This is a genomic window from Pseudomonas sp. 22526, from assembly GCF_052044735.1.
GTDB classification, from domain to species: domain Bacteria; phylum Pseudomonadota; class Gammaproteobacteria; order Pseudomonadales; family Pseudomonadaceae; genus Aquipseudomonas; species Aquipseudomonas piscium.
On record NZ_JBQENK010000018.1, the window covers coordinates 100,757 to 120,417 of the forward strand.

General features: G+C 63.3%; 16 protein-coding genes. 5 read left to right on the forward strand and 11 right to left on the reverse strand.

The features are described from left to right. Positions 1-203 precede the first annotated feature (203 nt). The 4 genes from emhA to ACTJKT_RS24245 all read left to right on the forward strand — a co-directional run bounded on the left by emhA (position 204) and on the right by ACTJKT_RS24245 (position 7,533). A complete protein-coding gene (emhA, locus tag ACTJKT_RS24230; protein WP_440788848.1) occupies positions 204-1,361 on the forward strand; it encodes an efflux RND transporter periplasmic adaptor subunit EmhA in 1,158 nt (385 codons plus the stop codon). Between the two features lie 3 nt (positions 1,362-1,364). Beyond that, positions 1,365-4,511, forward strand: a complete 3,147-nt coding sequence (gene emhB / locus ACTJKT_RS24235; protein WP_169915186.1) for an efflux RND transporter permease subunit EmhB — start codon at positions 1,365-1,367, stop codon at positions 4,509-4,511. Next, positions 4,508-5,968 carry an AdeC/AdeK/OprM family multidrug efflux complex outer membrane factor gene (gene adeC, locus ACTJKT_RS24240; RefSeq protein ID WP_025806764.1) on the forward strand — a complete coding sequence of 487 codons (1,461 nt, stop codon included), beginning with the start codon at positions 4,508-4,510 and terminating at the stop codon, positions 5,966-5,968. Before emhB ends, adeC begins: the two co-directional genes overlap by 4 nt. Before the next feature lie 299 nt (positions 5,969-6,267). Continuing rightward, positions 6,268-7,533, forward strand: a complete 1,266-nt coding sequence (locus ACTJKT_RS24245; protein ID WP_440788849.1) for an OprD family porin — start codon at positions 6,268-6,270, stop codon at positions 7,531-7,533. Positions 7,534-7,708: 175 nt separating this feature from the next. Here ACTJKT_RS24245 and pcaC read toward each other — a convergent pair whose 3' ends face one another. From pcaC to pcaR, 11 genes are all read right to left on the reverse strand, one after another. Next, a complete protein-coding gene (gene pcaC / locus ACTJKT_RS24250; protein WP_025806762.1) occupies positions 7,709-8,101 on the reverse strand; it encodes a 4-carboxymuconolactone decarboxylase in 393 nt (130 codons plus the stop codon). Between the two features lie 11 nt (positions 8,102-8,112). Further along, positions 8,113-8,913 (reverse strand): 3-oxoadipate enol-lactonase, encoded by an 801-nt coding sequence (pcaD, locus tag ACTJKT_RS24255; RefSeq protein ID WP_440788850.1) that lies wholly within the window; start codon positions 8,911-8,913, stop codon positions 8,113-8,115. An 11-nt stretch (positions 8,914-8,924) separates the two neighbouring features. Further along, complete coding sequence (locus ACTJKT_RS24260) at positions 8,925-10,289, reverse strand: 3-carboxy-cis,cis-muconate cycloisomerase (protein ID WP_440788851.1); 1,365 nt, start codon at positions 10,287-10,289, stop codon at positions 8,925-8,927. A gap of 47 nt (positions 10,290-10,336) precedes the next feature. Next, on the reverse strand, positions 10,337-11,632 hold the full coding sequence (locus ACTJKT_RS24265; protein ID WP_440788852.1) for an MFS family transporter: 1,296 nt from the start codon (positions 11,630-11,632) through the stop codon (positions 10,337-10,339). A gap of 202 nt (positions 11,633-11,834) precedes the next feature. Next, positions 11,835-12,401 (reverse strand): protocatechuate 3,4-dioxygenase subunit alpha, encoded by a 567-nt coding sequence (gene pcaG / locus ACTJKT_RS24270; RefSeq protein ID WP_440788853.1) that lies wholly within the window; start codon positions 12,399-12,401, stop codon positions 11,835-11,837. 1 nt (position 12,402) lies between these two features. Next, a complete protein-coding gene (gene pcaH, locus ACTJKT_RS24275; RefSeq protein ID WP_440788854.1) occupies positions 12,403-13,107 on the reverse strand; it encodes a protocatechuate 3,4-dioxygenase subunit beta in 705 nt (234 codons plus the stop codon). Positions 13,108-13,136: 29 nt separating this feature from the next. Then, entirely contained in the window at positions 13,137-14,342 is a 1,206-nt protein-coding gene (pcaF, locus tag ACTJKT_RS24280; protein WP_440788866.1) for a 3-oxoadipyl-CoA thiolase, read from the reverse strand. Further along, positions 14,339-15,121, reverse strand: a complete 783-nt coding sequence (locus ACTJKT_RS24285) for a CoA-transferase subunit beta (protein ID WP_173678536.1) — start codon at positions 15,119-15,121, stop codon at positions 14,339-14,341. The genes pcaF and ACTJKT_RS24285 overlap by 4 nt, the downstream gene beginning before the upstream one ends. Continuing rightward, on the reverse strand, positions 15,118-15,975 hold the full coding sequence (locus tag ACTJKT_RS24290; RefSeq protein WP_440788855.1) for a CoA transferase subunit A: 858 nt from the start codon (positions 15,973-15,975) through the stop codon (positions 15,118-15,120). Before ACTJKT_RS24290 ends, ACTJKT_RS24285 begins: the two co-directional genes overlap by 4 nt. Before the next feature lie 313 nt (positions 15,976-16,288). Continuing rightward, positions 16,289-17,635, reverse strand: a complete 1,347-nt coding sequence (locus ACTJKT_RS24295; RefSeq protein WP_440788856.1) for an MFS transporter — start codon at positions 17,633-17,635, stop codon at positions 16,289-16,291. 309 nt (positions 17,636-17,944) lie between these two features. Continuing rightward, positions 17,945-18,787 (reverse strand): pca regulon transcriptional regulator PcaR, encoded by an 843-nt coding sequence (gene pcaR, locus ACTJKT_RS24300; protein ID WP_009047398.1) that lies wholly within the window; start codon positions 18,785-18,787, stop codon positions 17,945-17,947. Positions 18,788-19,428: 641 nt separating this feature from the next. Here pcaR and ACTJKT_RS24305 point away from each other — a divergent pair. Beyond that, positions 19,429-19,629 carry a hypothetical protein gene (locus ACTJKT_RS24305; protein ID WP_009047397.1) on the forward strand — a complete coding sequence of 67 codons (201 nt, stop codon included), beginning with the start codon at positions 19,429-19,431 and terminating at the stop codon, positions 19,627-19,629. Positions 19,630-19,661 lie beyond the last annotated feature (32 nt).

Here is a 19,661-nt window from a genome sequence, read left to right on the forward strand (position 1 = left end):
ACGGCATCTCGGGTGCCGTTTTCCCAACCTACAATTCGACACTTGCAACGACTTTTGTAACCGAATGGGTACGTCGCCAAGGTATTTACAAACAACCATGAACGTAAGTATATTCCTTAGCAAGCTACTTATCCACTCAGCACTCGTTTTTTACCCTTCCACTTTTCGAGTGCGCATTTTGCGCGCCTGACCCGAGGATCTTCATGCAACTCAAGCCAGCTGTTACCGCTCTGGTCACTGCCGTCGCCCTGGCATCGCTGCTCAGCGGATGTAAAAAGGAAGAGGCGGCTCCCGCCCCACAAGCCCCTCAGGTCGGCGTAGTCACCCTGCAACCTCAAGCCTTTACCCTGACGTCCGAGCTTCCAGGACGCACCACTGCGTTCCGGATCGCCGAGGTCCGTCCTCAGGTCAATGGCATCATTCTCAAGCGTCTGTTCAAGGAAGGCGGCGACGTCAAGGAAGGTCAGCAGCTCTACCAGATCGATCCGTCGGTCTATGAGTCGACCCTCAAGAGCGCCCAGGCCAACCTGCAATCGACCAAGTCGATCTCCGATCGCTACAAGCAACTGGTCGACGAACAAGCCGTAAGCCGCCAGGAATACGACACCGCCGTCGCCAACCGCCTGCAATCGGAAGCCGCGCTGCAGAGCGCCCAGATCGACCTGCGCTACACCAAGGTGCTGTCGCCGATCTCCGGGCGTATCGGCCGCTCTTCGGTCACCGAAGGCGCATTGGTCAGCAACGGTCAATCCTCCGCCATGGCAACCATCCAGCAACTCGACCCGATCTACGTCGACGTCACCCAGTCGTCGGTGGAACTGCTGGAGCTGCGCCGTGAGCTGGAAAGCGGTCGCCTGCAGAAGGCCGGCGACAACGCCGCCAAGGTCAAGCTGACCCTGGAAGACGGCAGCCAGTACAAGCTCGACGGCAAGCTGGAGTTCTCCGAAGTGTCGGTCGACGAAACCACCGGTTCCGTGACCCTGCGCGCGGTGTTCCCGAACCCGGAACACACCCTGCTGCCAGGCATGTTCGTGCACGCGCAACTGCAGGCCGGCGTGAATGCCGCGGCGATCCTCGCCCCGCAACAAGGCGTGACCCGCGACCTCAAGGGCACACCGACCGCGCTGGTGGTTGGCCCGGACAACAAGGTTGAACTGCGTCAGCTCAAGGCCAGCCGCACCGTCGGCAACCAGTGGCTGATCGAGGACGGCCTGAAGGCCGGTGATCGCCTGATCACCGAAGGGCTGCAATTCGTCCGACCTGGCGTCGAAGTCAAAGCCAGCGAAGCGACCAACGTTCCAGCGAAAAACCCGGCCACTGCACAGGCAACTGACAAAGCTGCAGGCGGCAAAGGGGAGTAAACCATGTCGAAATTTTTTATCGACCGTCCGATTTTCGCCTGGGTAATCGCCCTGGTGATCATGCTGGTCGGGGCTCTATCGATCCTCAAATTGCCGATCAACCAATACCCGAGCATCGCGCCACCAGCGATCGCCATTTCCGTGACCTACCCAGGCGCTTCCGCACAGACCGTGCAGGACACCGTGGTGCAGGTCATCGAGCAGCAGCTCAACGGTATCGACAACCTGCGTTATGTGTCCTCGGAAAGTAACTCCGACGGCAGCATGACCATTACCGCGACCTTCGAGCAGGGCACCAACTCGGACACCGCGCAGGTCCAGGTGCAGAACAAGCTGAACCTGGCCACCCCGCTGCTGCCGCAAGAAGTGCAGCAACAGGGTATCCGCGTGACCAAGGCGGTGAAGAACTTCCTGTTGGTGATCGGTGTGGTTTCCGAGGACGGCAGCATGTCCAAGGACGACCTCTCGAACTACATCGTGTCCAACATGCAGGACCCGATCTCGCGGACCGCGGGCGTGGGTGACTTCCAGGTGTTCGGTGCCCAGTACGCCATGCGTATCTGGCTCGACCCGGCCAAGCTGAACAACTTCAACCTGACTCCGGTCGACGTGAAAACCGCCGTAGCGGCGCAGAACGTCCAGGTGTCGTCCGGCCAGATCGGTGGTTTGCCAGCCCTGCCAGGCCAGCAACTGAACGCCACCATCATCGGCAAGACCCGCCTGCAGACTGCCGAGCAGTTCAAGGCCATCCTGCTGAAGGTCAACGCGGACGGCTCGCAAGTGCGCCTGGGTGATGTCGCCGATGTCGCCCTGGGGGGTGAAAACTACTCCGTCAGTGCCCAGTTCAACGGTGCCCCGGCTTCCGGCCTGGCCGTGAAACTGGCCAACGGCGCCAACGCCCTGGACACCGCCAAGGCCCTGCGCAAGACCATCAGCGACCTGGAGCCGTTCTTCCCGGAAGGGATGAAAGTGGTATTCCCTTACGACACCACCCCGGTGGTGACCGAGTCGATCAAGGGTGTGGTCGAGACCCTGGTCGAAGCGATCGTGCTGGTGTTCCTGGTGATGTTCCTGTTCCTGCAGAACTTCCGCGCCACCGTCATCACCACCATGACCGTTCCGGTGGTGTTGCTGGGTACCTTCGGCATCCTCGCGGCCGCCGGGTTCAGCATCAACACCCTGACCATGTTCGGCATGGTGCTGGCCATCGGCTTGCTGGTGGACGACGCCATCGTCGTGGTGGAAAACGTCGAGCGGGTGATGGCCGAGGAAGGCCTGTCGCCCAAGGAAGCGACCAAGAAGTCCATGGGCCAGATCCAGGGCGCCCTGGTCGGTATTGCCCTGGTACTGTCGGCGGTACTGCTGCCGATGGCGTTCTTCAGCGGTTCCACCGGTGTGATCTACAAGCAGTTCTCGATCACCGTGGTCTCGGCCATGGCCCTGTCGGTACTGGTTGCCCTGATCTTCACCCCGGCCCTGTGCGCCACCATGCTCAAGGCCATTCCCCACGGCGAACACGCCGCGCCGAAACGCGGCTTCTTCGGCTGGTTCAACCGTACCTTCGACCGCAGCGTCAAAAGCTACGAGCGTGGCGTGGGCAACATCCTGCGGCACAAGGCGCCTTACCTGCTGGCCTACGCGCTGATCGTGGTCGGCATGATCTGGCTGTTCGCCCGTATCCCGACTGCCTTCCTTCCGGAAGAAGACCAGGGCGTACTGTTCGCCCAAGTACAGACCCCGGCCGGTTCCAGTTCCGAGCGGACCCAGGTGGTAGTCGATGAAATGCGCGCCTACCTGCTGGACAAGGAAAAGGACACCGTGGCCTCGGTCTTCACCGTGAACGGCTTCAACTTCGCCGGTCGCGGCCAGAGTTCGGGCATGGCGTTCATCATGCTCAAGCCATGGGACGAACGCTCTGCCGAAAACAATGTGTTCAACCTGGCGGCCCGCGCCCAGCAGCACTTCTTCACCTTCCGCGATGCGATGGTGTTCGCCTTCGCCCCGCCGGCGGTACTGGAGTTGGGTAACGCCACCGGTTTCGACGTGTTCCTGCAGGACCGCGCCGGTATCGGCCACGAGAAACTGATGGAAGCGCGCAACCAGTTCCTCGGCATGGCAGCGCAGAGCAAGGTCCTGTCCCAGGTGCGTCCGAACGGCCTGAACGACGAACCGCAGTACCAGCTGGAAATCGATGACGAGAAGGCCAGCGCCCTGGGCGTGACCATCTCCGACATCAACAACACCTTGTCGATTGCCCTGGGCAGTAGCTACGTCAACGACTTCATCGACCGCGGTCGGGTGAAGAAGGTGTACATCCAGGGTCAGCCTAACGCGCGCATGAGCCCCGAGGACCTGAAGAAGTGGTACGTGCGCAACAGCGCCGGGACCATGGTGCCGTTCGCCTCCTTCGCCAAGGGCACGTGGATCTACGGTTCGCCGAAACTGGCCCGTTACAACGGCGTGGAAGCGGTGGAAGTCCTGGGTGCCCCGGCGCCGGGCTACAGTACCGGTGAAGCCATGGCCGAAGTCGAAGCCATCGCCAAGAAGCTGCCGGCCGGTGTCGGTATCTCCTGGACCGGTCTGTCCTACGAGGAACGTCTGTCGGGCTCGCAAGCGCCTGCGCTATACGCCTTGTCGCTGCTGATGGTGTTCCTGTGTCTGGCGGCGCTGTATGAAAGCTGGTCGATTCCGATCGCGGTCATGCTGGTGGTGCCGCTGGGGATCATCGGTGCGCTGATGGCGACCAGCCTGCGCGGCCTGTCCAACGACGTGTACTTCCAGGTGGGGCTGTTGGTGACCATCGGCCTGGCGGCGAAAAACGCCATTCTGATCGTCGAGTTCGCCAAGGAACTGCACGAACAGGGCCGCAGCCTGGTGGACGCGGCGATCGAAGCCTGCCGCATGCGTCTGCGTCCGATCGTCATGACCTCCCTGGCCTTCGTGCTCGGTGTGGTACCGCTGGCCATCTCCACCGGCGCCGGCTCGGGTAGCCAGCATGCGATCGGTACCGGGGTAATTGGCGGTATGCTCACCGCGACTGTCCTGGCGATATTCTGGGTACCTTTGTTCTTCGTCACCGTGTCCAAGATGGGCCGCCGCAAGGCAGACGAAGCGGAAACTACTGAAACTCCTGAAGAGGCTGGCCAATGAGCAAGTCGCTACTCTCCCTCGCAATCACCGCCGCCGTGCTGAGTGGTTGCTCGCTGATACCGGATTATCAGCAGCCGCAAGCGCCGGTCGCGGCGCAATACCCGCAAGGGCCGGCCTATTCGCCTGCGGAGGCTGCCAACCAGGCAGCCGCCGAACAGGGCTGGCGGCAGTTCTTCCATGACCCTGCCCTGCAGCAGCTGATCCAGACCGCGCTGGTGAACAACCGCGACCTGCGGGTCGCGGCGCTGAACATCGACGCCTACGCCGCGCAGTACCAGATCCAGCGCGCGGACCTGTTCCCGGCGATTTCGGCCACCGGCAGCGGTAGTCGTCAACGTACCCCGGCACGGATGTCGCAGACCGGTGAAGCGGCCATCTCCAGCCAGTACTCGGCCACCTTGGGTGTCAGCGCCTATGAGCTGGACCTGTTCGGTCGCGTTCGCAGCTTGAGCGAGCAGGCCTTGCAGACCTACTTCTCCAGCGAAGAAGCCCGGCGCAGCACGCAGATCAGCCTGGTGGCCAGCGTGGCCAACGCCTACCTGACCTGGCAGGCCGACAAGGAACTGCTGAAGCTGACCCAGGACACCCTGGCGGCCTACGAGGAGAGCTACCGCCTCACCTCGCGCAGCAACGAAGTCGGCGTGGCCTCGGCCCTGGACCTGAGCCAGGCGCGGACCTCGGTGGAAAACGCCCGAGTGCAACTGGCGCGTTATACCCGCCAGGTGGCCCAGGACGAAAACAGCCTGACCCTGCTGCTGGGTACTTCGATCCCGGCCAACCTGCCGAGCGCGCAGCCGTTGTCGGCCGACCTGCTCAGCGAGTTGCCGGCCGGCCTGCCGTCGGAACTGCTGCAACGCCGTCCGGACATCCTCGCCGCCGAGCACAACCTGAAAGCTGCCAACGCCAGTATTGGCGCGGCACGTGCGGCGTTCTTCCCGAGCATCAGCCTGACGGCCAATGCCGGGACCTTGAGCCCGGACATGGGCGGCCTGTTCAAGGGCGGCTCGGGCACCTGGTCGTTCGCGCCGCAGATCAATATCCCGATCTTCAACGCCGGCAGCCTGCGCGCCAGCCTGGATTACTCGAAAATCCAGAAAGACATCAACGTGGCGCAGTACGAGAAGTCCATCCAGACCGCCTTCCAGGAAGTCTCCGATGGCCTGGCCGCACGTCAGACCTACAACCAGCAGTTGCAGGCCCAGCGTGACTTCGTCAACGCCAACCAGGACTACTACCGTCTGGCCGAGCGTCGCTACCGCATCGGTGTCGACAGCAACCTGACCTTCCTCGACGCCCAGCGCTCGCTGTTCAGCGCGCAGCAGGCGTTGATCACCGACCGGCTTGCGCAGCTGACCAGCGAGGTCAACCTGTACAAAGCCCTGGGTGGCGGTTGGAACGAGCAAGGTTCGCAGAAAGCGGAAGTGAGCAAAGAGGCACCGCCACTGAAGCTGTTCTGAGTGCATGACGCTTGAAAAAAGCCCACCTTTCGGTGGGCTTTTTTATGGGCCGAAGACGGCCGTCACTTGTGTTCGTTAATCGCCCAAAACCCGCCAAGGCCAATTGAACAGGGCCGTTGATCCAACGCACCATTCCCCGCACCTACAAAAACCAATAACAACAGGTTCGTCACCATGACCCCGCGCCCTGCCCGCTCCGGCTGATTCCGCTCCATCCACCCTCCCGGTTTCAACCTTGTCTGCAACCTGACGTTGCGGCAGCGCCCTGCCTCACCCCTAACAATTAGAGAGCCCGATCCATGAAGCCATCCATTCGCACTCCCTACTCCCTGCTGCCCAGCCTGCTGGCCGTCAGCATCGCCGGCACGGCCCTGCCGGTCATGGCCGCGGAGTCCGGCTTTCTCGAAGATGCCAAGGTCAACCTGAACCTGCGCAACTTCTACATCAACCGCAACTTCACCAACCCGGGCAAGAGCCAGGGCAAGGCTGAAGAATGGACCCAGAGCTTCATCCTCGACGCCAAGTCCGGCTTCACTCAGGGCACCCTCGGGTTCGGCATGGACGTGCTGGGGCTGTACTCGCTGAAGCTCGATGGCGGCAAGGGCACCGGCGGCACCCAACTGCTGCCCCTGGATCACGACGGGCGTCCGGCCGACCACTTCGGCCGCACAGGCGTGGCGTTCAAGGCGCGCCTGTCGCAGACCGAGGTCAAGGTTGGCGAATGGATGCCGGTGCTGCCGATCCTGCGCTCGGACGACGGTCGCTCCCTGCCCCAGACCTTCCGCGGCGGCCAGATCACTTCGAAGGAAATTGACGGCCTGACCCTCTACGGCGGCCAGTTCCGCGCCAACAGCCCGCGTGACGACAGCAGCATGAGCGACATGTCGATGACCGGCAAAGCGGCCTTCACCTCCGACCGTTTCAACTTCCAGGGCGGCGAATACAGCTTCAACGACAAGCGCACCCAGGTCGGCGTGTGGAACGCCCAGCTCAAGGACATCTACAGCCAGCAATACCTCAACCTGATCCACAGCCAGCCGCTGGGCGACTGGACCCTGGGCGCCAACATCGGCTTCTTCTACGGCAAGGAGGATGGCAGCGCCCGCGCCGGCGACCTGGACAACAAGACCTGGTCGGGCCTGTTCTCGGCCAAGTACGGCGGCCACACCTTCTATGTCGGCCTGCAGAAACTCACCGGCGACAACGCCTGGATGCGCGTCAACGGCACCAGCGGCGGCACCCTGGCCAACGACAGCTACAACGCCAGCTACGACAACGCCCAGGAAAGGTCCTGGCAACTGCGTCATGATTACAACTTCGTCGCTGTCGGCATACCCGGCCTGACCCTGATGAACCGCTACATCAAGGGCGATAATGTGCACACCGGCACCATCACCGATGGCAAGGAATGGGGACGCGAGAGCGAGCTGGCCTACACCGTGCAAAGCGGCACGCTGAAGAACCTCAACGTCAAATGGCGCAACTCGACCATGCGCCGCGACTTCAGCACCAATGAGTTCGACGAGAACCGCCTGATCATCAGCTACCCGATCAGCCTGCTGTAAACACGGCCTTGCTTCTGTAGGAGCGAAGCTTGCTCGCGATGATCGTCAACGATGACGCGTTCTTGCTGGCTAAACGCGGCGCTCTCAGGTTCATCGCGAGCAAGCTCGCTCCTACAGGGAAAACGCAGCGGCGCCGAACTGCTCGGCGCCGCGTTTCTTTACAGGTCGAGGGTTATCAGCCGCGGGATTCGACGCCCAGTTCGTCCCACACCGACTCGGCCAGGTGGAAGGTCGCGTTGGCCGCCGGAATGCCGCAGTAGATCGCGCTCTGCATGATCACTTCCTTGATCTCGGCGCGGCTCACGCCGTTGTTGGCGGCGGCACGCAGGTGCAGCTTGAGCTCTTCGTTGCGGTTCATGCCGATCAGCATGGCGATGGTGATCAGGCTGCGGGTGTGGCGCGGCAGGCCCGGACGGGTCCAGATATCGCCCCAGGCGTGCCGGGTGATCATTTCCTGGAACTCCGAGTTGAACTCGGTCAGGGTGTTCAGGCTGCGATCGACATGGGCGTCGCCCAGCACCGCGCGACGCACTTGCATACCTTCGGCGTAACGTTGTTTCTCGTCCATCGGGGGCTTCCTCAAATGTTCTGGTCAGCCAGCAGAAAGGCCACGACCCGCTCGCTGAACGCCGCGCCGGCCTGGACGTTGGACAGGTGCGCCGCATGGAACTCGGTGTATTCGGCGCCGCGCACGCGCTCCTGAATGAAATGCCCGCCCGATGGCGGCGTGACCGCATCTTCAGTGCCGGACACCACCAGGGTCGGCGCTTCGATCGCCGACAGTTGATCGCGGAAATCCGCATCACGCACCGCCGCGCAGTTGGCGGCATAACCCTGGGGCGAGGTGGCCGCCAGCATGTCGGTGATCAGCTTGGCCTGGTCCGGGTGCGCCGCGGCGAAGTCCGGGGTGAACCAGCGGGCGATCGAGGCATCGCGCAATGCGACCATGGCCGCCTGGCCATCGCGCAGCACGGTTTCAATGCGCGGGTTCCACACCGAGGGGTCGCCGATCTTCGCCGCAGTGTTGCACACCACCAGTTTGTTCAGGCGCTCGCCGGCATTGATGCCCAGCCACTGGCCAATCAGCCCGCCCATGGACAGACCGCAGAAATGCGCGCGCTGGATATGCAGCGCATCCAGCAGCGCCAGCACGTCGCGCCCCAACTGCTCGATGCTGTAGGGGCCTGCGGTGACCAGGGATTTGCCATGGCCACGGGTGTCGAAACGCAGCACCCGGAAGTGCTTGGTAAAAGCCGGAATCTGGATATCCCACATATGCAGGTCGGTACCCAGGGAGTTGGACAGGACCAGCACCGGCGCATCGGCCGGGCCATCCAGTTGGTAATGCAGTTCGCCATCGGCGAGTTGTACGAATGCCACGGCAGTCTCCTTCAGGCGTTCAAGGCTAAATGTTCGGCCACGGCGCGCTCGACCCAGGCTTGCGCCTGGCCGAGGTAATGCGCCGGGTCCAGCAGGCGATCCAGTTCTTCCGCCGACAGCTCGGCGGTCACTTGCGGCTCATCCCCCAGCACCGCGCGCAGATGCCGCTGTTCGGCCACCGCGCGCTTGCAGCATTGCTCCAGCAGATGGTGCGCGGTCTCGCGGCCCAGGCGCTGGGCCAGGGCGATGCTCACGGCTTCCGCCAGTACCAGCCCCTGGGTCAGGTCGAGGTTCCTGGCCATGCGCGCGGCGTCGACTTCCAGCCCGTCGGCCACCAGCAGCGCCTGTTGCAAGGCGCCGGACACCAGGCAGCAGATCTCCGGCAGGGTTTCCCATTCGGCGTGCCACAGGCCCAGACTGCGTTCGTGCTCCTGGGGCATGGCGCTGAACAGAGTCGCCAGCAGCCCGGGAACCCGGGTCGCCGCGCCGATCAACACCGCCGCTCCTACCGGGTTGCGTTTGTGCGGCATGGTCGAGGAGCCACCCTTGCCCGGCGCCGACGGCTCGAAGACTTCCGCCGCCTCGGTCTGCATCAGCAGGCTGATGTCACGGCCGAGCTTGCCGAGGCTGCCGGCGATCAGACCGAGCACCGAAGCGAACTCCACCAACCGGTCGCGCTGGGTATGCCAGGGCTGTTCCGGCAGGCTCAGTTGCAACTCCTCGGCCAGGGCTTGGGCAATGGGCAGCGCCTGCTCGCCCAGGGCTGCGAGAGTGCCGGAGGCCCCCCCGAACTGCAGCACCAGCAAGCGCGGCTTGAGCTGCGCCAGACGCTCGCGGCTGCGGGTCAGCGCCCCCAGCCAACCGGCGATCTTCATGCCGAGGGTGACCGGCGTGGCATGTTGCAGCCAGGTCCGGCCGGCCATCGGGGTGGCGGCATAACGCTGGGCCTGGGCGGCCAGGATGCCGCCCAGGCGCGCCAGGTCGTTGTCGATCAGGCTCAGCGCCCGCCGCAGTTGTAGGACCAGCCCGCTGTCCATCACATCCTGGCTGGTGGCGCCCAGATGCACATGACGCTCGGCGCTGGCATCGCTCTTGGCGATCTGTTTGCCCAGGGCCTTGACCAGCGGAATCGCCGAGTTGCCCGCGGTGGCTATGGCCTGGCCCAGGGCGGCAAAATCATAGAGCCCGGCCCGGCAGGCCGCCTCGATCGGCGCTACCGCCTCGGCCGGGATCACCCCGACCCGAGCCTCGGCCCGGGCCAGCGCGGCCTCGAAGTCGAGCATGGCCTGGACCCGGCCCTGGTCGCAGAACACCGCGCGCATATCGCGGGTGGTGAAGTAGGCATCGAACAGTTGGTTGCTCGCCGGTGTACTCATAAACAATCCTTTGGGGCGTGCGTCCGCGACGGACGCACGCGGACAGGTCAAAGATCGTGGTGCAGGTACGCCGCCTGTTTAGGCAGACGCAGGCTGAACAGGAAGGCAATCGCCATCATCGCCGTCACGTACCAGTAGAAGGTGTTTTCCATGCCCAGGGATTTCAGGCCCAGGGCCACGTATTCCGCCGAACCGCCGAACAGTGCGTTGGCCACCGCATAGGCCAGGCCTACCCCCAGCGCCCGCACTTGCGGCGGGAACATCTCGGCTTTTACCAGGCCGCTGATGGAGGTGTAGAAACTGACGATCGCCAGGGCCAGGGTGATCAGCACAAAGGCCAGGAACGGGCTGCTGACGGTTTTCAGGGTCAGCAGGATAGGCACGGTGCACAGCGTGCCCAGCGCGCCGAACCAGAGCATCGAATTACGCCGGCCGATCTTGTCCGCCAGCATGCCAAACAGCGGCTGCATGCACATATACAGGAACAGCGCGCCGGTCATGATGTAGCTGGCGGTCTTGGCGTGCATGCCGGCGGTGTTCACCAGGTACTTCTGCATATAGGTGGTGAAGGTGTAGAAAATCAGCGAGCCGCCGGCGGTGTAGCCGAGCACGGTGACAAAGGCTTTCGAGTGATGCTTGAACAGCGCGGCCACACTGCCGGCGTCCTTGTCTTCACGCATTGCCTTGCTGCTGGTTTCTTTCAGCGAACGCCGCAGCAGCAGGGAGATCAGGGCCGCGATGGCGCCGATCACGAACGGAATCCGCCAGCCCCAGGCCTTGAGCTGCGCTTCGTCGAGAAACTGTTGCAGGATCACCACCACCAGCACCGCCAGCAATTGCCCGCCGATCAGGGTCACGTACTGGAAGGAGGCGAAGAACCCGCGCTGGCCCTTGAGCGCAACTTCGCTCATGTAGGTCGCGGTGGTGCCGTATTCCCCCCCCACCGACAGGCCCTGGAACAGCCGCGCCATCAGCAGCAGCGCCGGCGCCCAGGCACCGATGCTGGCGTAGGTCGGCAGGAAGGCGATGACCAAGGAGCCTGCGCACATCATCAGCACCGAAATCATCATGGAATTCTTGCGCCCGTGCTTGTCGGCCACCCGGCCGAACAGCCAGCCGCCGATAGGACGCATCAGGAACCCGGCGGCGAACACGCCGGCGGTATTGAGCAGTTGCACCGTGGGGTCGTCGGAGGGGAAAAACGCCGGGGCGAAGTAGATCGCGCAAAAGGCGTAGACGTAGAAGTCGAACCATTCGACCAGGTTGCCGGAGGAGGCGCCGACGATCGCGAAGATCCTCTTGCTGCGTTCCTCGGTCGTGTAGTGACTGGTTAACGTTGTCATGGATTTTCACTCTTTGGGGACGTGGTGAGTCTAGACATACTTTGTAACAGTCCCGTTCCGCAAGACGACCTTGGGGGGGAGCGGCCTATTCGGCCTTATCGCGAGCAAGCTCGCTCCTACAGGATGNGTGGGTCGGTCACGATGCCGTGATTCAACTGTGGTCATGTAGGAGCGAGCTTGCTCGCGATGCCCCCAGGCACACTCAATAATCGAAGAACACGGTTTCCGCGTCGGTACCCTGCAGGATCACGTTCCACTGGTAGTGACCCGGCGCATCCGCCTTGGCCAGCAAGGTGGCGCGACGCTCTGCGGGCACGCAGGCCAGCAGCGGATCGGTGGCGTTGGCCGGTTCGCCGTCGAAGTAGATGCGGGTCAGCAGGTGCTTGACCAGGCCCCGGGCAAACACCAGCACCACCAGGTGCGGCGCCTGGGTCGAACCCTGCAGGCCAGGCACTGTGCCCGGCTTGATGGTGGTGAAGCGGAAACGCCCTTCCCCATCCACCGGCACCCGGCCGAAGCCCTGGAAGTTCGGGTCCAGGGCCTTGGCCTGATCGTCTTCCGGGTGGTCGTACTTGCCGGCCGCGTTGGCCTGCCAGATTTCCAGCATGGCGTCGTTGACGAAATCGCCGTTGCCATCCACCACCTGGCCGCTGATCGCCACCCGCTCGCCGAGGGTCTCGGCCTGGGTCAGGTCTTCGCGGTTCAGCCAGGTCAGGCCGATGTGGTAGTAGGGGCCGACGGTGTGGGACGTGGTCGCAGTCAGCGTCATCTTATTTCTCCATCGGCGTGGCATCGCGGCCGCGCAAGACGATGTCCCAACGGTAGCCGAGGGCGTAGGACGGAATGGTTTTCTCCAGGTCGAAGCTGGCGATCAGGCGTTCCTTGGCACTGGTGTCCGGCACGCAGTTGTAGATCGGGTCGTAGGCCAGCAGCGGGTCGCCGGGGAAATACATCTGGGTCACCAGGCGCGTGAGGATGCTCGGCCCGAACAGCGAGAAGTGGATATGCGCCGGACGCCAGGCATTGTGGTGGTTACCCCAGGGGTAGGCACCGGGCTTGATGGTCTGGAACTGGTACCAGCCATCGGCATCGGTGACGGTACGCCCGGTACCGGTGAAGTTCGGGTCCAGCGGCGCATCGTGCAGGTCACGCTCGTGGTTGTAGCGACCGGCGGCGTTGGCCTGCCAGATCTCCACCAGGATCCCCGGCACCGGCAGGCCGTTCTCGTCCAGCACCCGGCCGTGGATGATGATGCGTTCGCCCTGGGGCTCGCCGGCATGCTGGGCGGTCAGGTCGTTATCCTTGTCCTGCAGGTAATCGGCGCCGATGGTCGGGCCGGTGATTTCCGACAGCGAATGGGGCAGGAACACCAGCGGCTTGGACGGCGAGCGGGTGTTGGTGGATTTGTAGGCCGGGTGCAGGTACTCAGGCTGAGTCCCTGGTTGCGGGCGCCGGTAACCGGGCTTGTCGGTCATGCTCGATCCTCGTTCTTATAAAAAGCGCGTCAGACGCGCTCGATGGCCAATGCCAGGCCCTGGCCGACACCCACGCACATGGTTGCCAGGCCTTTCTTGCCACCGGTCTTTTCCAGGTGGTGCAGCGCGGTCAATACCAGGCGCGCGCCGCTCATGCCCAGCGGATGGCCAAGGGCGATGGCGCCGCCGTTGGGGTTGACCTGGGGCGCGTCGTCCGCCAGGCCCAGTTCGCGCAACACCGCCAGGCCCTGGCTGGCGAAGGCTTCGTTGAGTTCGATCACATCAAAATCGCTGACCGCCACGCCCAGGCGCTCGATCAACTTGCGCACCGCCGGCACCGGGCCGATGCCCATCACCCGTGGCGCAACGCCGGCGCTGGCCATGCCCAGCACCCGGGCACGGGCGGTCAGGCCGTGCTTTTTCACCGCCTCGGCCGACGCCAGGATCAGCGCCGCCGCCCCGTCGTTGACGCCCGAGGCGTTGCCGGCGGTGACGGTCTTGTCCGGGCCGTTGACCGGCTTGAGTTTGCTCAGGGTTTCCAGCGAGGTATCGGCCCGCGGATGTTCGTCCTGTTCTACAACGGTCTCGCCCTTCTTGTGGACGATGCGCACCGGGACGATTTCCTCGGCGAAGAACCCGGCGGCCTGCGCCGTGGCGGTGCGTTGCTGGCTGCGCAGGGCGAAGGCATCCTGGTCGGCGCGCGACACCTGATAATCGTCGGCGACGTTGTCGGCGGTCTGCGGCATGGCATCCACGCCGTACTGGGTCTTCATCAGCGGGTTGATGAAGCGCCAGCCGATGGTGGTGTCTTCCAGCTTCATGTTGCGCGAAAAGGCGGTGTCGGCCTTGCCCATGACAAAGGGCGCGCGGGACATCGACTCGACGCCGCCAGCAATGGCCAGCTCCATCTCGCCGCTGGCGATGGCACGGAAGGCGGTGCCGATGGCATCCATGCCCGAAGCGCACAGGCGGTTGAGGGTCACGCCCGGAATGGTTTCCGGCAGCCCGGCCAGCAGCAGCGCCATGCGCGCCACGTTGCGATTGTCTTCGCCGGCCTGGTTGGCGCAGCCGAGGAACACCTCGTCCACCGCGTTCCAGTCCACCGACGGGTTGCGCTCGATCAGCGCCTTGATAGGCACCGCTGCCAGATCGTCGGCCCGCACCGTCGACAGGCCGCCACCAAAGCGACCGATGGGGGTACGAATGGCGTCACAGATAAACACTTCACGCATCAGGCTTCTCCCGGGGTTTGGCCGTGGGCCGCGGCGGTGCGGGCTTCCAGGTCACGCAGGGCGGTCAATTCGATCTCGGTCGGCGCGGCGGTTTCCGCGACCTGCTCGGCGAAACGGATCGCCCAGCCGGTGGCGGCGACCACCTGCTCGCGGGTCACGCCCGGGTGCAGCGAGGTGACCACGAACTCATGGGTGCCGGCTTCCGGCTCCATGATGCACAGGTCGGTGATGATCCCCACCGGCCCGGCACCTGGCAGGCCCAGGCGTTTGCGCGAATCGCCGCCTTCGCCGTGACCGACCGAGGTGATGAAGTCGAGCTTGTCGACAAAGGAGCGCGACGACTGCTTGAGGATGATCAGCACGCTCTTGGCGGAACCGGCGATCTCCGGCGCACCGCCGGCACCCGGTAGGCGGACTTTCGGCTGGTGGTAGTCGCCGACCACCGTGGTGTTGATGTTGCCGAAACGGTCGACCTGGGCGGCGCCGAGGAAACCGACGTCGATACGCCCGCCTTGCAGCCAGTAGCGGAAGATCTCGCCGGTCGGCACCACGGTGTCCGCGGTCTCGGCCAGTTCGCCGTCACCAATGGACAGCGGCAGCACGCTCGGCTTGGCGCCAATCGGACCAGATTCGTAGATCAGCACCACGTCCGGCGACGAGGTCAGGCGCGCCAGGTTGGCGGCCTTGGACGGCAGGCCGATCCCGACAAAACACACCGAGCCGTTCTGCAGGCGGCGGGCGGCGGCCACGGTCATCATTTCATTGGTGGAGTAAGTCATTATTTGGCCCCCGTTGCTGCGGCCAGCTTGGCCTGGAATTCGCTGAAGTCGGCGCTGCCGCGGATGTATTCGTTGATCCAGGCGGTGAAGGCTTCACGGTCGCGGGCGATCGGGTCCCAGGCCTGGTAGAAGATGTTGTCGCGCTCGGTGTAACCGTGGGCGTAGGACGGATGGGCGCCGCCCGGCACATGGCAGACCGCACTCAGGGCCCAGGTCGGCAGCACGCAGGCGTTCATCGGTGCGTTCAGGTCGTCGACGATTTCTTCCACGGTGACGATGCAGCGCTTGGCGGCCAGGGCGGCTTCCTTCTGCACGCCGAGAATGCCCCACAGCAGCACGTTGCCCTTGCGGTCGGCTTTTTGCGCGTGGATCACGGTGACGTCGGGGCGTACCGATGGCACCGCCGCCAGCACTTCACCGGTGAATGGGCAGGTCACGCTCTTGATCAGCGGGTTGACCTTCGGCAGGTCGGAGCCGGCATAAGCACGCAACACCGCGAATGGCAGGCCCGAGGCGCCCGCCACATAGGCGTTGGCCAGGTCGGCGTGGCTGTGTTCTTCGATTTCCAGGGCATGGGGCCATTGCTTCTCGACCGCGTCCCGCAGGCGATGCAGGGAGCCCACGCCCGGGTTGCCGCCCCAGGAGAAAATCAGCTTGCGGGCACAACCGGCACCGATCAACTGGTCGTAGATCAGGTCAGGGGTCATCCGTACCAGGGTCAGGTCTTTTTTGTCCTGGCGAATGATTTCGTGACCCGCGGCCGTAGGGATCAGGTGGGTGAAGCCTTCGAGCGCGACGGTATCGCCGTCGTTGACGAACTGCTTCACCGCGTCGTGCAGCGAAAGGATTTCAGCCATGGTGGGATCTCCCGATTGTTATTGAGCGACTGGAAGAAAAAGGCGCAAGGGATGCGACCTGAGTGACTGAAGATTAAGCTGGGGGAAACACCCAAACAATCCGATAATCGACTGAGCGTTCGTTTATCGAACAGATTGTTGTCTGACTATCGATTGCGCTGTAGCCGCTGCCGAAGGCTGCGATAAGGCCGAAGGCCTTCAGCGATCCTGAGATCTTCGCGACCGTTCTCCGAACGCGGCCCGGGTCGATCGCAGCCTGCGGCAGCGGCTACAGATATTCAGCGCTCCCTTCAGGAGCGCTTTGCCCATTCGATCAGGTGGCATCCGCATGGCTGACCATGCCCTTGATCACCACCGCCGTGGTCGCCAGCGCCGCCGGGATCACCAGCGCGGTCAGTACCTGCTCGAAGTTCCAGCCCAGCCCCAAGAGCGTGGCGCCCATCCAGGCCCCGAGGATTGCCCCGAAGCGACCGATGCCGAGCATCCACGACACGCCGGTGGCGCGGCCCTGGGTCGGATAGAAGCGCGCGGCCAGGGACGGCATCGCCGATTGCGCACCGTTGACGCACATGCCGGCGACCAGCACCAGGGTCGCCAGCAAGGTGATGTTGCCCAGGCTTTGCCCGACCGCGTAGGCGAAGACCCCGGCCAGCAGGTAGAAGATGCCGATGACCTTGTGCGGGTTGAAGCGGTCCATGGCCCAGCCCACCGCCACGGCGCTGAGCACCCCACCGAACTGGAACAACGCGCCGATAAAGGCCGCCTGCTCCATGCTCGCGCCGCTGTCGCGCATCAGGGTCGGCAGCCAGCTGGTCAGCAGGTAGACGATCACCAGCCCCATGAAATAGGTCAGCCACAACAGCAAGGTGCCGACGCTGTAGGTGCCGGAGAAAATCACCGCGAACACGTTGCGCGCCTTCACGGTCTTCTGTTCCGGCACGCTGAAGCTCGCGGCCTGACCCACCGTGCCCGGCTCGATCGGCGCCAGGGCCTTGCGTACCTTGTCGGTGCCGCGATTGCGCACCACCAGGTAACGCGCTGACTCTGGCAACCAGGCCAGCAGCACCACTGCCAGGATCAGCGGCAGGACCCCGCCGATCAGCAGCAGGCTGTGCCAGCCGAACGCCGGAATCAGCTTGGCGGAAATGAAACCGCCGCCGGCCATGCCCAGGTTGAAACCACAGAACATACTGGTCACCAGCAACGACTTGTGGCGCTCGGGGGTGTACTCGGAGAGCAGTGTGGTGGCATTCGGCATGCCGGCGCCCAGGCCCAGGCCGGTGAGGAAACGCAGTACCAGCAACTGGTCGACATTGGTGCTGTAGGCCGACGCCAGGCTGAAGGCACCGAACAGCAATACCGCCCCCACCAGTACCACTTTGCGCCCGAAGCGGTCAGCCAGCGGGCCGGAGCCCAGCGCGCCGAAGACCATGCCGATCAGCGCCGCACTCATCACAGGGCCGAGGCTGGCGCGATCGATGCCCCAGTCCTGGGACAGCGCCGGCGCGATAAAACCCATGGCCGCGGTATCGAGGCCATCGAGGAAGACAATCAGGAAACACAGGATCACCACCCGCCACTGATAGCGCGACAGCGGCTGGGCATTGATAAAGGACTGCACATCGAGGCAGTTCCCTACAGCGGATTGAGGCTGGTTCATTATTTTTATTCCACGCGAAAAACGCAGGCGAACAGGTGCCAGCCAGGGCTGGTCGGTTCAGATCGAAAAGGGTCTTGCGGGATCAGGCCATCGGCAGGCGAAGGCAGGATAAAGGGGCGCGGCTGGGCGCGCGGGCGATGCTCATGGGGGTTGGCCTCTTCATTATTATGGGGTCGCCACGCGGCCATTGGAGAGGCAGAGCTCCAGTGGCCGGATGACGCTGCCGCGACATTAATGAGGCAAGGGAAAGAGCGTCAATTCAGCAAGCGCGTATCTGTGCGTTTATCGAACAGCTTAAGCAGGCAGCCCTCAAGCGAACAGTTGGGCGCTGAGGTCGCGACTAGCGCTGAGCAGGCCCGGCAAGAAGCGCTGCTCCAGCTCGGCGCGGCTGACGCGGCCGGCATGGGTACTGACGTTGAGCGCGGCCAGCACCTGGCCCGAAGCGTCGTACACCGGTACGGCGATGGAGCGCAGGCCTTGCTCCAGTTCCTGATCGACGATGCACCAGCCCTGCTGCCGAACCTGTTGCAGGCATTCGAGCAGCGCCTCCGGCGTGTGCAGGGTACGACTGGTCTTGGCTTGCAGGTCGGCATGCTCGAGGTATTCGCGCAACGAGGCGTCATCCAGCGCCGCCAGCAGGATCCGGCCCATGGATGTGCAGTAGGCCGGCAGGCGTCCACCGACCGAGAGATCGACCGAGATCAGGCGCTGGGTAGTGGCCGAACGGGCGATGTACAGAATGTCGTCGCCTTCCAGGGTGGCCATGTTGCAGGCTTCGTGCAGTTGCTCGCTCATGCGGTCCAGATAAGGCTGGGCCGACACCGCCAGCGGCGTGGAAGACAGATAGGCGTGCCCCAGCGTCAGCACCTTGGGCAGCAACGAATAGGTACGGCCATCGGTGGTGGCGTAACCGAGCTTGATCAAGGTGTGCAGGCAGCGGCGCACGGCGGCACGGGGAATCTCCGTGCGGTGGCTGATCTGGGCGATGGTCAGATGGCGCTTGCGCTCCTGAAAGGCCTGGACCACCGCCAGGCCGCGAGCCAGAGAGGTCATGAAATCCGGATCACCCGTCAGCGCCTGAATCCGCTTGGCCGGCGAAGCGACAATCGGTGGCGCGGCGGAAGCGAAGGAATTACGCAATTGATCGTTCATTTCAGGTTCTCTGCGACGGAGGTCTGGCTTATTACAAGCCGTACTGGAAAGGATGCACAAGCCTGCACGGCCAACATTGGGCGATTATCGAACCGTCGACCGGTAATCGCAATCCATCCCGACAGCGCTGCCTGCCCGACGCGACTTTTTTCCGCCGCCAATAAAACTCTCATGCCTTGTGTTAGTTCGTGCAACTTGTCAGGCCTTGTTACAGAACTGCTGGATGACCACTCTCGTCATACGGATTAAAACTTTCGTGTAACAAAACCCTGATATCAAGTTGATGATTTTTAACTTATTGCCGATAGAGTTATTCATGGCCGCCGCTATAATGAGTAAAGTGATCACCGACGCTTTTCTGCATTCGGCAGTATCATCAGGTGCGTCCAGGTAAGTGACGCTTCCTGCAGCAAGCGCTTGACGCTCATCCCAATATGCCCGGCCAATGCGTTTGCAAAAAAGAAACTGTTGCTACGACAGCTGTTCTTATCCGGTGGCGTGGCCGCATGCAACAAGAAGCGGTTTAGCGACCCCCATCGCACTCCTGGCTCCGTTAATCGAGGCGGGTACGAGGCGGTTTGATAAACCCGATCGAGGCAATGCGTATCGCCGGAATTATCTCAACTCAATTAGGTAACACTGTGACGAAAGACGAACTGCGCGCGGAACTTGAGCGCCAGGAACAACGTTACAAGGAAGTTTACGGAGGCGAAGTCACCACCTACGCCGCCCAGCCTGAACCGGAACGCAAACCTTGGCGCAAGCGCGCCAGCATTCTCGACCAGGCATTTACCCAAGAACTGCAAAAGATGGAAAAAGAGCTCAAGGCAGAACAGCCGTGATGCTGTTCGCCTGAAGCTTTCGCATTGCTCGG

What these genes read in the sequence shown, in the direction of transcription:
- emhA (WP_440788848.1), top strand. Translation starts at nt 204, where the DNA reads ATGCAACTCAAGCCAGCTGTTACCGCTCTGGTCACTGCCGTCGCCCTG.
- emhB (WP_169915186.1), top strand. Translation starts at nt 1,365, where the DNA reads ATGTCGAAATTTTTTATCGACCGTCCGATTTTCGCCTGGGTAATCGCC.
- adeC (WP_025806764.1), top strand. Translation starts at nt 4,508, where the DNA reads ATGAGCAAGTCGCTACTCTCCCTCGCAATCACCGCCGCCGTGCTGAGT.
- ACTJKT_RS24245 (WP_440788849.1), top strand. Translation starts at nt 6,268, where the DNA reads ATGAAGCCATCCATTCGCACTCCCTACTCCCTGCTGCCCAGCCTGCTG.
- pcaC (WP_025806762.1), bottom strand. Translation starts at nt 8,101, where the DNA reads ATGGACGAGAAACAACGTTACGCCGAAGGTATGCAAGTGCGTCGCGCG.
- ACTJKT_RS24260 (WP_440788851.1), bottom strand. Translation starts at nt 10,289, where the DNA reads ATGAGTACACCGGCGAGCAACCAACTGTTCGATGCCTACTTCACCACC.
- ACTJKT_RS24265 (WP_440788852.1), bottom strand. Translation starts at nt 11,632, where the DNA reads ATGACAACGTTAACCAGTCACTACACGACCGAGGAACGCAGCAAGAGG.
- pcaG (WP_440788853.1), bottom strand. Translation starts at nt 12,401, where the DNA reads ATGACGCTGACTGCGACCACGTCCCACACCGTCGGCCCCTACTACCAC.
- pcaH (WP_440788854.1), bottom strand. Translation starts at nt 13,107, where the DNA reads ATGACCGACAAGCCCGGTTACCGGCGCCCGCAACCAGGGACTCAGCCT.
- ACTJKT_RS24290 (WP_440788855.1), bottom strand. Translation starts at nt 15,975, where the DNA reads ATGGCTGAAATCCTTTCGCTGCACGACGCGGTGAAGCAGTTCGTCAAC.
- ACTJKT_RS24295 (WP_440788856.1), bottom strand. Translation starts at nt 17,635, where the DNA reads ATGAACCAGCCTCAATCCGCTGTAGGGAACTGCCTCGATGTGCAGTCC.
- pcaR (WP_009047398.1), bottom strand. Translation starts at nt 18,787, where the DNA reads ATGAACGATCAATTGCGTAATTCCTTCGCTTCCGCCGCGCCACCGATT.